The sequence below is a fragment of the Streptomyces sp. 7R007 genome, from assembly GCF_054850255.1.
This window is the reverse complement of sequence record NZ_JBTWMV010000013.1, coordinates 118,217-131,595: the sequence shown is the minus strand read 5'-3', so window position 1 is coordinate 131,595 and position 13,379 is coordinate 118,217. Positions and strand designations below refer to the sequence as shown.

12 protein-coding genes are annotated in these 13,379 nt (G+C 70.2%); all 12 read left to right on the top strand.

What is annotated here, in order from left to right:
• Positions 1-5 precede the first annotated feature (5 nt).
• The 12 genes from ACYF6T_RS19255 to ACYF6T_RS19200 all read left to right on the top strand — a co-directional run bounded on the left by ACYF6T_RS19255 (position 6) and on the right by ACYF6T_RS19200 (position 13,362).
• On the top strand, positions 6-1,988 hold the full coding sequence (locus ACYF6T_RS19255; RefSeq protein ID WP_461698003.1) for an alpha-L-fucosidase: 1,983 nt from the start codon (positions 6-8) through the stop codon (positions 1,986-1,988).
• Between the two features lie 72 nt (positions 1,989-2,060).
• Positions 2,061-3,365 carry a ricin-type beta-trefoil lectin domain protein gene (locus ACYF6T_RS19250; protein ID WP_461698077.1) on the top strand — a complete coding sequence of 435 codons (1,305 nt, stop codon included), beginning with the start codon at positions 2,061-2,063 and terminating at the stop codon, positions 3,363-3,365.
• A gap of 83 nt (positions 3,366-3,448) precedes the next feature.
• Positions 3,449-3,685, top strand: a complete 237-nt coding sequence (locus tag ACYF6T_RS19245) for a hypothetical protein (protein WP_461698002.1) — start codon at positions 3,449-3,451, stop codon at positions 3,683-3,685.
• Between the two features lie 389 nt (positions 3,686-4,074).
• The gene (locus ACYF6T_RS19240) at positions 4,075-5,139 is read left to right on the top strand and encodes a sugar ABC transporter substrate-binding protein (protein WP_461698001.1); all 1,065 of its coding nucleotides are present in this window, start codon (positions 4,075-4,077) and stop codon (positions 5,137-5,139) included.
• A gap of 47 nt (positions 5,140-5,186) precedes the next feature.
• Positions 5,187-6,752 (top strand): sugar ABC transporter ATP-binding protein, encoded by a 1,566-nt coding sequence (locus ACYF6T_RS19235; RefSeq protein WP_461698000.1) that lies wholly within the window; start codon positions 5,187-5,189, stop codon positions 6,750-6,752.
• Entirely contained in the window at positions 6,745-7,785 is a 1,041-nt protein-coding gene (locus ACYF6T_RS19230) for an ABC transporter permease (RefSeq protein WP_461697999.1), read from the top strand. Before ACYF6T_RS19235 ends, ACYF6T_RS19230 begins: the two co-directional genes overlap by 8 nt.
• A gap of 91 nt (positions 7,786-7,876) precedes the next feature.
• A complete protein-coding gene (locus ACYF6T_RS19225) occupies positions 7,877-9,202 on the top strand; it encodes an L-fuconate dehydratase (RefSeq protein ID WP_461697998.1) in 1,326 nt (441 codons plus the stop codon).
• A gap of 246 nt (positions 9,203-9,448) precedes the next feature.
• On the top strand, positions 9,449-9,886 hold the full coding sequence (locus tag ACYF6T_RS19220) for an RbsD/FucU family protein (protein WP_461697997.1): 438 nt from the start codon (positions 9,449-9,451) through the stop codon (positions 9,884-9,886).
• Complete coding sequence (locus tag ACYF6T_RS19215) at positions 9,883-10,926, top strand: zinc-dependent alcohol dehydrogenase (protein WP_461697996.1); 1,044 nt, start codon at positions 9,883-9,885, stop codon at positions 10,924-10,926. The genes ACYF6T_RS19220 and ACYF6T_RS19215 overlap by 4 nt, the downstream gene beginning before the upstream one ends.
• A complete protein-coding gene (locus ACYF6T_RS19210; protein ID WP_461697995.1) occupies positions 10,923-11,684 on the top strand; it encodes an SDR family oxidoreductase in 762 nt (253 codons plus the stop codon). The genes ACYF6T_RS19215 and ACYF6T_RS19210 overlap by 4 nt, the downstream gene beginning before the upstream one ends.
• Entirely contained in the window at positions 11,681-12,328 is a 648-nt protein-coding gene (locus tag ACYF6T_RS19205) for a bifunctional 4-hydroxy-2-oxoglutarate aldolase/2-dehydro-3-deoxy-phosphogluconate aldolase (protein ID WP_461697994.1), read from the top strand. Before ACYF6T_RS19210 ends, ACYF6T_RS19205 begins: the two co-directional genes overlap by 4 nt.
• The gene (locus tag ACYF6T_RS19200; protein WP_461697993.1) at positions 12,325-13,362 is read left to right on the top strand and encodes a sugar kinase; all 1,038 of its coding nucleotides are present in this window, start codon (positions 12,325-12,327) and stop codon (positions 13,360-13,362) included. The genes ACYF6T_RS19205 and ACYF6T_RS19200 overlap by 4 nt, the downstream gene beginning before the upstream one ends.
• Positions 13,363-13,379 lie beyond the last annotated feature (17 nt).

The window sequence follows — 13,379 nt, the reverse complement described above, 5'->3', positions numbered from 1 at the left end:
TCCGCATGACCAACTCCTCCCTGCCGATCAGCCGGCGGCGGCTGCTGGCCGCGACCGGCGCGGCCACGGCCCTCGGTCTGTTGCGGTTCGCCCCCGAGGCCGCGGCGACCGAGGGCCCCGCCGGCTACACCCCCAGCTGGTCCTCCGTGGACCAGCACCCCCCGGCGCCCGTCTGGTTCAAGGACGCCAAGTTCGGCATCTACTACCACTGGGGCGCCTTCAGCGTCCCCGCGTTCGGCAACGAGTGGTATCCGCGCAACATGTACATCGGCGGCTCGAACGAGAACAAGCACCACATCGCCACCTACGGCGACCCCTCGGTGTGGCCGTACAACAACTTCATCGACGGCGCCCGCGACAAGGCCGGCAACTTCGTGCAGTTCGCCCCCAGACCGGCCTCCCAAGGCGGCACCTGGGACCCGGACGCCTGGGCCAGGCTGTTCAAGTCCGCGGGCGCCCGGTTCGCCGGCCCGGTCGCCGAACACCACGACGGCTTCTCGATGTGGAACAGCCGCGCCAACCCGTGGAACTCCGTCCGGCACGGCCCCCGACTCGACCTGGTCGACCTGCACGCCCAGGCCATCCGCGCGCAGGGGCTGAAGTTCATGGTCTCGCTGCACCACGCCTACCACTTCAACGGCTACTACGACCACGTGCCCGCCCAGTCAGACCCGGCCCTGCGCATCCTCTACGGCCAGCAGGGCACGGCGGCCGAGAACAAGCTCTGGTACGACAAGCTGGTCGAGGTCATCGACGGCTACCAACCGGACCTGCTCTGGCAGGACTTCGACCTGAACCTGGTGCAGGAGTCCTACCGTCTGCAGTTCCTCGCGCACTACTACAACCAGGCCGTCGCCTGGAACAAGGACGTGGCCGCGACCTACAAGGACGGCCTCGACAACAAGGGCGAGGTCTTCGACTTCGAACGCGGCGGACCGGCAGGACTGCTCACGCCCTACTGGCTGACCGACGACAGCATCTCCTCCTCCAGTTGGTGCTACACGGAGGGCATCGGCTACTACACCACGCAGGCGCTGCTGCACTCGCTGATCGACCGGGTCAGCAAGGGCGGCACCATGCTGCTCAACATCGCCCCGACCGCCGACGGCACCATCCCCTCCGGACAGCAGTCGATCCTGCTCGGGATGGGCGACTGGCTCGGCCGCTTCGGAGAGGCGGTCTACGGCACCCGCTCCTGGTCCAGTTACGGCGAGGGCCCCACCAAGATGGGCGGCGGCTCCTTCAGCGGACCGGTCGCAGGCAAACCGCAGGACATCCGCTTCACCCGCAGCCAGGACAACAAGGTCCTCTACGCCACCGCGCTGGGCTGGCAGGGCACCACCATGACCATCACCACACTGAACTCCAACCAGATCAACCTCAGCAGCCTGACCGGCGCACAGTTGGTGAACAACGCCGCCGGCACCTACGTCAACCTGCCGGCACCCACCCAGGACGCCTCCGGCCTGCACCTGACCATGCCCTCGTCGAACCCGCCGTTCAACGCCCTCGCCTACACGGTCAAGCTCACCTTCTCCGGTGAGATCCCCGTCCTGGGCGCACCGGGCGGCTCCACCACCTGGGTGAAGATTGCCAACGCGACCAGCGGACTGGTGCTCGACAGCGGCGGCAACGTCGCCGCCGGCTCCAACCTCAAGCAGTGGAACTACGACGGCAGCGCCAACCTGCAGTGGCAGCTGATCGACCTCGGCAACGGCTACCACCGCATCATGAACCGCGCCAACGGCATGGCCGCCGACAGCTGGGGCAACTCCGCCAACGGCGCTCCCGCCCGACAGGAGGCGTGGAACGGCGGCAACAACCAGCAATGGTCGCTGAACAGCCTCGGCGACAACCGCTACCAGATCATCAACCGGGGCACCGGCACCGCCCTCGACGGCAACGGCAGCGCGGCGGTGGGATCGACCACGGTGCTGTGGACGCCGAACTCCAGCACCAACAACCAATGGACCATCACCGGGGTGTGAACCGCCCGCGCGACCGAAGTCCCTGCCCCCACCACGGAAGAAGGACCGCGCATGAAACGCACACCACTCCTCATGTCCATCGCGGCTGCGTTACTTCTCGTCCTGTCGGCTGCGGGCACCTCGCTCGGCTACGGCCTCGGTGCCCCCAGGTCGGCCACAGCCGCCTCGGCGACCGCCGGCTGCGGCAAGGCGCCGACACTGACAAGCGGCACGCACACGATCCAGAGCGGCGGACAGACCCGCAGCTACATCCTCCGGGTCCCCGCCGGCTACGACAACAACCACCCCTACCGGCTGATCTTCGGCTTCCACTGGCTCGGAGGCACCGCCAACGACGTCGACTCGGGCGGAACCGACGGATACAACTGGTCCTACTACGGACTGCGGCGCCTGGCGGACAACGCGAACAACGGCACGATCTTCGTGGCCCCGCAGGGCATCAACAACGGCTGGGCCAATGCCGGCGGTCAGGACGTGGCCTTCGTCGACGCGATGGTCAGCCAGATCGAGGCGGGCCTGTGCGTCGACACCACCCAGTTGTTCTCCGCAGGCTTCAGCTACGGCGGTGCGATGTCGTACGCGCTCGCCTGCGCACGGGCGACCGTCTTCCGCGCGGTCGCGGTCTACTCCGGCGCGAACCTGAGCGGATGCAACGGCGGCAACCAGCCCATCGCCTACATGGGCCTGCACGGCCTACGGGACAACGTGCTGCCCATCCAGTCGGGACGGGACCTGCGCGACACGTTCGTCCGGACGAACGGCTGCACACCGCAGAACCCGCCCGAGCCGGCCTACGGAAGCCTGACCCACATCATCACCACCTACTCAGGATGCCGGTCCGGCTACCCCGTCGTGTGGGCGGCCTTCGACGGAGCGGGCCACGACCCTGGCCCCATAGACGGTTCCACCGGTGACGGCTGGCGCACCTGGACGTCGGGCGCGGTGTGGCAGTTCTTCACCCAGTTCGGCTCCAGCACACCGCCGCCCTCGGGCAACCAGGAGATCGTCGGCCAGCAGTCGGGGCGCTGCCTCGACATCAACAACTCCACCACCGCCAATGGCACCCAGGCACAGCTGTGGGACTGCAACGGCGGCTCGAACCAGCGCTGGACCCACACCGCCGCCAAGCAACTGATGGTGTACGGCAGCAAGTGCCTGGGCGTGGGCCAGTCCGCGGGCAGCGGCACCCCGGCGGCGATCTGGGACTGCAACGGGCAGGCGGACCAGCAGTGGAACGTCAACGCCGACGGCACGATCACGGCAGTGCAGTCGGGGCTCTGCCTGGACGCCAACGGCCAGGGAACCGCGAACGGGACGAAGGTGCAGCTGTGGAGTTGCACAGGCGGCACGAACCAGATCTGGCACCTGCAGAACTGACCGACGAGGCCAGGCGCGGCCCGAGCCGCCCTGGCCCGTCGCGGCGCGCAGTCGGTGACGCTTCCGTAGACGACGTCCCGGGTGTGAGGGACGAGGACAAGGAGTGGACCTGCACGGTCAACTTCATGTCCGCCGTCCGCGCCACCCGGGCCGCGCTGCCGCACCTGCTCGCCACCGGCGCGGGACGTGGCCCTGTCGCGGTCCTCGCCCTGGCCGTCGGGCCTTGGCATGCCCACGCTCGCAGCCGCGGCAGCGAACACACGACCCACATCGCCGGAACCGGCATCACCTACGTCATCGGGGCCACGGCCCGACTCTGATGCTGATCCACGGCTGCCCCCAGACCTGGTACCTCGGCAGCTTGCCGAAGGCGAAGCCCGCTGGCCCCTGTCAGGCATCGTCAGCCGTGGGCGCCCGCGCCGTCTCGGGGTGATGACTCAGGTTCGCAGCGACGCTCGTCCGCCGCGATCTCGACGCAAGAGACATCCCCTCACAGACAGACAACATTGATGGGATGGATTCGGTGTCGACATCCTATGTCACCTCACCCCGGCATCGTCATCTCGCGCAAATCCCCTCCCGTTTTCGCACCACCTCTAGACAGCCCCGCCGACGCCACCCTATAAACATCCCATCTCTCCAACTGCGACACCCAACCGTCGCACGGGTGTGACAACCCCGCCTCCGGGACCAGCGCGAGGAAGTACCCATGAGACTCAGAACCGCACTCAGCTCCACCGCGTCCGTCGTCTGCGCACTGACGCTGCTCAGCGCGTGCAGCGGCGGCTCCGGTACCTCCGCCTCCTCGAGCGACAAGCCGCTCGTGGGCGTCGACTACCCGCGGTCCGACACCGACTTCTGGAACTCGTACATCAAGTACACGCCCGACTTCGCCAAGCAGCTCGGCCTGTCCCTCAAGACCACGAACTCCCAGAACGACGTCGCCAAGCTCACCGCCAACGCGCAGACGTTCATCAGCCAGGGCGTCAAGGGCATCGCGATGGCCCCGCAGGACACCGCGGCGATCGCGCCGACCCTGGCCCAACTGCAGGCGAAGAAGATCCCCGTCGTCACCGTCGACACCCGCCCCGACAGCGGCAAGGTGTTCATGGTGGTACGGGCCGACAACCGCGCCTACGGCGAGAAGGCCTGCCAGTTCCTCGGCACGAAACTCGGCGGCAAGGGCAAGGTCGTCATGCTGGAGGGCGGCCTCGACTCCATCAACGGCCGTGACCGCACCGAGGCGTTCAACGACTGCATGAAGAAGAACTACCCCGGCGTCAAGGTCTTCGGGGAGGCCACGAACTGGGACGGCGCGGTCGCCGCGCAGAAACTGCAGACGGACCTCACCGCCAACCCGGACATCAAGGGCGTCTACATGGAGTCCAGCTTCGGCCTGTCCGGCACGCTCCAGGTGCTCAAACAGAGGAACCTGCTGGTGGACCCGAAGGACAAGAAGCACGTCTTCATCGTGTCCAACGACGGCATCCCCGAGGAACTCAAGGACATCGCCGCGGGCAAGATCGACGCCACCGTCTCCCAGCCCGCCGACCTGTACGCCAAGTACGCCCTGTACTACGTGAAGGCCGCGATCGACGGCAAGACCTTCAAGCCGGGCAGGACCGACCACCACAGCACGATCATCAAGGTCCGTGACGGCCTGCTGGAGGACCAGCTCTCCGCTCCCCTGGTCACCGCCGACGGCGGCACCTACGGCGGCGTCCCCAGCGTCAAGAGCGACGACACGTCGCTGTGGGGCAACAACCTCGGCTGACCTGCCTTCCCAGGAACCCAACGGCTATCCAGTACAAGGCGGTTGAGATGAGCGACGGGGAGCGTACCGTCACCCCCGCGCCCGCCCCGGCGGACGACGGGCGGGCCTCCGCGGCCCCGCCCGTCGTCGAGGCGGCGGGCATAGTCAAACGATTCGGTCCCACGGTCGCCCTCGACGGCGCCCGGATCACCATCAGGCCCGGCGAGACCCACGCGCTCGTCGGCCGCAACGGGGCCGGCAAGTCGACCCTCGTGTCCGTCCTGACGGGTCTGCAGGCCCCCGACGAGGGCACGGTCACCTTCGGCGGTGACCCGGCGCCACGGCTCAGCGACCGCGACGCCTGGCGCCGGCGCGTGGCCTGCGTCTACCAGAAGTCGACGATCATCCCCACGCTGACCGTCGCCGAGAACCTCTTCCTCAACCGCCACCACCACGGCCGCAACCGGCTGATCAGCTGGACCGGCGTCCGCCGCCGGGCCAAGGAGCTGCTGTCGGCCTGGTCGGTGGACGTCGACCCGCAGTCCCCGGCCGGCGAACTGAGCGTAGAGCAGCGGCAGTTCGTCGAGATCGCCCGGGCGCTGTCCTTCGGGGCCCGGTTCATCGTCCTCGACGAGCCCACCGCGCAGCTCGACGCGGCGGCGATCAACCGGCTCTTCGACCGCATCCGCGACCTGCAACGCCAGGGCGTGACCTTCCTGTTCATCAGCCACCACCTCCAGGAGGTCTACGAGATCTGCGACATGGTGACGGTGTTCCGCGATGCGCGGCACATAGTGACCGCGCCGGTCGCCGAACTGCCCCGCGCCGAGCTGGTCGCCGCCATGACCGGTGAGGCCGCGGCCGACCGGCGGCAAGAACGCGCCGCCAGCCTGGACGCGAGCGCCCCACCCGCGCTGTCCGTACACGCCCTGAGCAGCGACGACACCTACACCGACGTCACCTTCCAGGTGGGGGCCGGCGAGATCGTCGGCCTCGCGGGCGCCGCCGCCAGCGGACGGACGGAGGTCGCCGAGACCGTCGTAGGACTACGGGCCGCGACGACCGGGGAACTGGAGATCGCCGGGCGCCGGCCCCGACCGGGCAGCGTGCCCGCCGCTCTCGCGGCCGGCGCCGGGTTCGTCCCGCAGGACCGCCACCACCAGGGTTTCGTGCCGGACATGTCGATCGCCGACAACGCGACCCTGTCCGTGCCCAAACGGCTCGGGAAGAACGGCTTCCTCAGCCGCGGCCGCCGCGACCGGCTCGCCGAGGGCATGATCGAGAACCTGGCCATCAAGACCCCCGGACCGGAGCTGCCCGTCTCCGCCCTGTCCGGCGGCAACCAGCAGAAGGTCGTCATGGCGCGCGCCCTGGCCGACGACCCGAAGCTGCTGGTCCTGATCAACCCGACCGCCGGCGTGGACGTGCGCTCCAAGGAGTTCCTCCTCGGCAAGGTCGAGGAGACCGCCGAGTCCGGCACCGGAGTGCTCATCGCCTCCGACGAACTCGACGACCTGCGCATGTGCGACCGGATCCTGGTGATGTTCCAGGGCCGGGTCACGACCGAGATACCCCGCGGCTGGCACGACCACGACCTCGTGGCCGCGATGGAAGGAGTGGACCTCGATGCCTGAAACCGTCCTCGCGGACGCCGCCGCCCAGTCCGTCGGCCCCGGGCACAAGCGCACCGCGCTGCTCGGCGGCCGCATTCCCCTGGCCCGCCTGCGCGACCTCGCCCTCGTCCCGGCGATCGTCGTCATCGCGATCGTCGGCCAGATCGTCAACCCCGTCTTCCTCCAGGCCGACAACCTCATCAACGTCCTGCAGACCATGTCCGAGATGGCCCTGCTGGTCCTCGCCCAGACGATGATCCTGATCGTCAAGAAGATGGACCTCTCCCTGGAGTCCACGATGGGCCTGGCGCCCGGCGTCGCGGCCTGGCTGGTCGTCCCGGCCGGCGCCGGACACGGACTCGGCCTGCTCCCCGGCGCCTGGGCGGTCCCCATCACCCTCGCCGTGGGCGCGCTCGTGGGCGTGATCAACTCGCTGCTGATCATCCGCTTCGGCCTCAACGGCTTCATCGTCACGCTCGGCATGCTGATCGTGCTGCGTGGCATCCTCACCGGCATCTCCGGCGGCCAGACCTTCTTCCAGCTGCCGCAGTCGATGCTCTACACCGGCACCGCCGAATGGTTCGGCATGCCCGCCTCCATCTGGATCTGCCTGACCTTGTTCGCGATCGCGATCGTGGTGCTCGGCTGGACGAGCTTCGGCCGCTCCCTGTACGCCATCGGCGGCAACGTCGACGCCGCGAAGGCGGCCGGCATCCGCACCGACCGGGTGCTGTGGATCGTCATCGTCACCGGCAGCGTGCTCGCCGCCCTCGCCGGGCTGATGCTCTCCGGACGCCTGGCCTCCGTCGCCTCCGCACAGGGAAACGGCTACATCTTCACCGTCTTCGCCGCCGCCGTCATCGGAGGCATCAGCCTCAACGGCGGCAAGGGCACCATGTTCGGCGCGTTCTGCGGCATCCTGCTGCTCTTCATGATCCAGAACGTGCTCACCCTCGCGGGCGTGCCCGCTCAGTGGATCGGCGCCCTCAACGGCCTGATCATCCTCGTCGCCCTCGCCATCTCCCGCATCACCGGCGGCAAGGTCCAGGAGTGACCCGGGCGGCCGCCGCCGGCCGCCCGGCCTCCGCGTTCACGTCTCATCGCAAGGGGATGCATCTCCCTTGCTCCTCACAGGAGTTGCCGCCATGTCCTCCCCCGTGCCCTCATCCGCCCGCATCACCGCCCTGGACGTCCTGGACGTGCGGTTCCCGACCTCCGAACACCTCGACGGCTCGGACGCCATGAACCCCGAGCCCGACTACTCCGCCGCCTACGTGATCCTGCGTACCGACGCCGGCGACGGGCTGGAGGGCCACGCCCTCGCCTTCACCACCGGACGCGGCAACGACGCCCAGGCCGCCGCCATCGCCACCCTCGCCCCGCACGTGGTCGGCCTGTCCGTGGAGCAGGTCTGCTCCGACCTCGGAGCCTTCGCCCGCTCCCTGATCCACGATCCCCAACTGCGCTGGCTGGGCCCGGAGAAGGGCGCCATCCACATGGCCACCGGCGCGGTCGTCAACGCCGCCTGGGATCTGGCCGCCAAGCACGCGGGCAAGCCGGTGTGGCGCTTCCTCGGCGAGATGTCACCGGAGGACCTGGTCGCCCAGGTCGACTTCCGCTGGCTGTCCGACGCCCTCACGCCCGAAGAAGCGCTCGACATCCTGCGCCGGGCCGAACCGGGCCGCGAGCAGCGCATCGCCCGCCTCCTCGACCAGGGCTACCCCGCCTACACCACCACCCCCGGCTGGCTCGGCTACTCCGACGAGAAGCTGGCCCGCCTCGCCCGCGAGGCCGTCGCGGACGGCTTCACCCAGATCAAGCTGAAGGTCGGCGCCGACCTCCAGGACGACGTACGGCGCCTGCGCGTCGCCCGCGAGACCGTCGGCCCGGACATCCGCATCGCCGTCGACGCCAACCAGAGATGGGACGTCCAGCCCGCCATCGACTGGATGCGGGCCCTGGCACCCTACGACCCGTACTGGATCGAGGAGCCCACCTCCCCCGACGACATCCTCGGCCACGCCGCCGTCCGCAGGGCGCTCACCCCCATCAAGGTCGCCACCGGCGAACACATCGCCAACCGCGTCGTGTTCAAGCAGCTGCTGCAGGCCGGCGCGGTCGACATCGTGCAGATCGACTCCGCCCGCGTCGGCGGTGTCAACGAGAACATCGCGATCCTGCTGCTGGCCGCGAAGTTCGGCGTGCCGGTCTGTCCCCACGCCGGCGGCGTCGGCCTGTGCGAGATGGTGCAGCACCTGTCGATGTTCGACTACGTCGCCGTCTCCGGCACCACCGAGGACCGCGTCATCGAGTACGTCGACCACCTGCACGAGCACTTCGTCGACCCCGTCCGTATCGCCGACGGCCACTACCGCGCGCCGACGCGGCCCGGACTGAGCGCACAGATGCACCCCGCCTCCCTCAAGGAGTACAGCTACCCCGACGGCCCCGTCTGGTCCGCCCGTGCCTGACGACCACGGTGGTCGTGCAGTGCGCGCCCTCCGCGCCGGAGCCGGTGGAACTGCGGACCGTAAGGACCGGAACCTCGGCTACGACGTGCTCATCCGCTGCCACCAGTCCGTCCAGACCATCCGCCCTGTCCGGGACGTCTGCCGGACGACTGCTCCCCGTACGGGAGGCAGGCGGTGCTCTGCGACGCGGCGACCGCCTTCTACCGGTCGACCGACCACGACAACGACGAGTAAGGAGAGGATCGCGTGCTGCTGACCGAACTACTGCACCCCGGCATCCTCGAAGCACTGGCCGGAGCCGGGCACGGCGCCCGTGTCCTGCTCGCCGACGGCCACTATCCCGCCAGCACCGCCGTCGGCGAACGAGCCAGAACCGTCCACCTCAACCTGGCACCCGGCACCCTGGACGTCACCACCGTCCTGGACGTGCTGTTGCGCGCCCTGCCCGTGGAGTCGGCCCAGGTGATGGTGCCGCCCGAGGGCGAGCCGGAACCGGCGGCCATCGCCGAGTACCGCTCCCGAGTGGCACCGGTTGCCCTCGACACGCTCGGACGCTTCGCGTTCTACGACGCCGCCCGCTCCCCCGACCTGGCCCTCGCCGTCGTCACCGGCGACACCCGTACCTACGCCAACCTGCTGCTGACCATCGGCGTCCGCGCGGAAGGGACCCTGACCCCACGATGACTCTCTCCGTCCGATACACCTCCGCCCGGACCCTGGACACCGCGCCCGCCGCCGGATCCGAACCCGGCCTGGGCGAGGTGGAACTCGCCCCCGCCTACGTCGGCATCTGCGGAACCGACCTGCACATCTTCCACGGCGACATGGACGCCCGGGTCACCACGCCCACCGTCCTGGGACACGAGATGGCGGGCCGGGTGGTCCGCGTCGGACCCGGCGTGGAGGACTGGCGGCCCGGGGACGCGGTCACCGTGATGCCGCTGCGCTGGGACGACACCTGCCCGGCCTGCCGCGCCGGCCACCAACACATCTGCCAGCACCTGGACTTCATCGGTATCGACTCCCCCGGCGCCATGCAGCAGCGCTGGACCGTCCCCGCCTCCACCCTCATACGGCTGCCCGCCTCCCTCCCCCTGGACCAGGCCGCGCTCGTCGAACCGACCGCCGTCGCGGTGCACGACGTGGGCCGGGCGGCGGTCGAGGACGGCGAGAAGGTCGTCGTGGTCGGCGGCGGACCCGTCGGCATCCTCATCGCCCTGGTCGCCCGCGCCGCCGGCGGCGAGGTACGCGTGGCCGAACTCAACGCCCACCGCCGGCAACTGGCCGAGGAGTTGGGCCTGAGCACCTGGGACCCGGCCGCCGCCGACATCACCGAACTCGTCCGGCGATGGACGGGCGACGCCGGAGCGGACGTCGCCTTCGAGGTCTCCGGCGCGGCGGGCGGCGTGGACACCGCCGTCGACGTCCTCGGCGTGCGGGGCCGGTTGTGCCTGGTCGCCATCCACCCAAGGCCCCGCGAGATCAACCTGCATCGCTTCTTCTGGCGCGAACTCACCCTCGTGGGCGCGCGGTTGTACGACCGCGGTGACTTCGAGCGCGCCGTCGCCCTGGTCGCCGACGGAACCGTCCCCGCCCAGCGTCTGATCACCAAGATCGTGCCGATGACCGAGGCACCGGCCGCCTTCGCGGCGCTGGAGAGCGGCGGAGACGTGATGAAGATCCTCGTGGACTGCACCGACGACACCCAGGGAGCAGCCGCATGAGCAGCTTCGACCTCACCGGGAAGCTCGCCGTCGTCACCGGCGCCCGACGCGGCATCGGCCGGGCGATGGCCCGCGCGCTCGCCCAGGCCGGAGCGGACGTGATCGGAGTCAGCGCCCACCTGGAACAGTCCGGGAGCCAGGTGGAGAAGGACGTCCTCGCCGCGGGCCGTACGTTCGAGGCGATCCGCACCGACTTCGCCGACCCCGCCGCCGTACGCGCCCTGGGCGAGAACCTTGCCGGACGGGAACGCCCGGTGGACATCCTCATCAACAACGCGGGCACCATCCGCCGCACCCCCGCAGCCCAACACAGCGACGCCGACTGGGAGTTGGTGCTCCAGGTCAACCTCACCGCGCAGTTCGCGCTGACCCGGGCCGTAGGTGCCACGATGGTGGAGCGTGGACACGGCAAGGTCGTCTTCACCGCCTCCCTGCTCAGCTACCAGGGCGGCATCACCGTCCCCGGCTACACCGCCGCCAAGCACGGCATCGCCGGCCTGACCAAGGCGCTGGCCAACGAGTGGGCGCCGCACGGCGTCAACGTCAACGCCATCGCCCCCGGCTACATCTCCACCGACAACACCCAGGCCCTCCAGGACGACCCCGTCCGCAGCAAGGCCATCCTGGAGCGCATCCCCGCCGGACGCTGGGGCAGCGCCGACGACCTCGCCGGCGCCACCGTCTTCCTCGCCTCCCCCGCCGCCGACTACATCCACGGCACGATCCTGCCCGTCGACGGCGGATGGCTCGGTCGATGACCACCGACCTGGCCGCCGTACTGGCGGGGGCACGTCTGCTGCCCGTGCTCACCGTGCCGTCCGTCGCGAGTGCCGGCCCCCTGGCCGACGCGCTCGCGGCGGGCGGCGCCCGCTGTGCGGAGGTCACCTTCCGCACACCCGGCGCCGAACAGGTCGTCAAGGCGATGGCGGCACACGGTGCTCTGACCGTCGGCGCCGGGACCGTGCTCACCGCCGAGCAGGCGGAACGGGCCGTGGCGGCCGGCGCCCGCTTCCTCGTCTCGCCCGGCCTCGACGACGACGTCCTCGTCAAGGCTGGTGAGTTGGGGGTACCGGTCACGCCGGGCGTGGCGACGGCGACCGAGTTGATGCGCGCGTTGCGGGCGGGTCTCGACACGGTCAAGCTGTTCCCCGCCCAACCGCTCGGCGGCACCGCAACGCTCCGCGCTCTGGCCGCCCCCTTCCCCCAGGCGCGCTTCGTCCCGACCGGCGGCATCGGCCCCGACCAGCTGCCCGCCTACCTCGGCCACCCCTCCGTCCTCGCCGTGGGCGGCAGCTGGATCGCCACCCCCGGCCACCTCGAACGCGGCGCGTACGACGAGATCCGCCGGCTGACCGCCGAGGCAGTGCAGAGGGCCGAGGCAGTGGAGAGGACAGCACCGTGACCGATGTGATCGCCCTGGGCGAGGTGATGCTGCGGTTCGACCCCGGTGAGGGCCGGATCCGTACCGCCCGCAGCTTCCAGGTCTGGGAGGGCGGCGGCGAGTACAACGTCGTACGCGGACTGCGCCGCTGCTTCGGACTGCGCACCGCCGTGGTCACCGCCCTCGCCGACAACGCGGTCGGCCGACTCGTGGAGGACCTGATCCTCCAGGGCGGCGTCGACACCTCGCACCTTCGCTGGGTCGCGGCGGACGGCACGGGGCGCACGGCGCGCAACGGCCTGAACTTCGTCGAGCGCGGCTTCGGCGTCCGCGGTGCTCTGGGCGTCAGCGACCGCGCGAACACCGCCGTCTCCCAACTGCGCAAGGGGGACATCGACTGGGACGCGGTGTTCTCGGCCGGGGTGCGCTGGTTCCACACGGGCGGGATCTTCGCCGGGCTGTCCGACACCACCGCCGACGTCGCCGACGAGGCCATGGCGGCCGCCCGACGGCACGGCGTCACCGTCTCCTACGACCCCAACTTCCGGCCCAGCCTGTGGGACGGCCGGGGTGGCGCCGAACGGGCCCGCGAGACCGACCTGCGTCTGGCCCGGCACGCCGACGTCGTCGTGGGCGCCCTCGGACTCGCCGGCCCGCATCCGGGCGCCGTGCGGTTGACCCACGACGAGGTACCCGACGCGCTCGCCTCGGTCGCAGCCCGGGTGCCGCAGGCGAGAGTGCTGGCGACGACTCTGCGCGAAGTGCCCTCGGCCGGGGTCAACGACTGGTCCGCGCTCGCCTGGTCGCCCGAGACCGGCCTGGTCAGCGGCCCCCGCATGCCCGGTCTGCACGTCCTGGACCGGATCGGCTCCGGTGACGGCTTCGCCGCGGGCCTCATCTACGGACTGCTCACCGGTACCGGGCTGGAACGCGCCCTCGCCTACGGCACCGCCCACGGCGCCCTCACCATGACCACGCCCGGTGACGTCTCCATGGCCACCCTGTCCGAGGTGGAGGCGCTCCTCGCGGGCTCCGAGGCCCACGTCCGACGCTGAACGACCCTTCCAGGAGC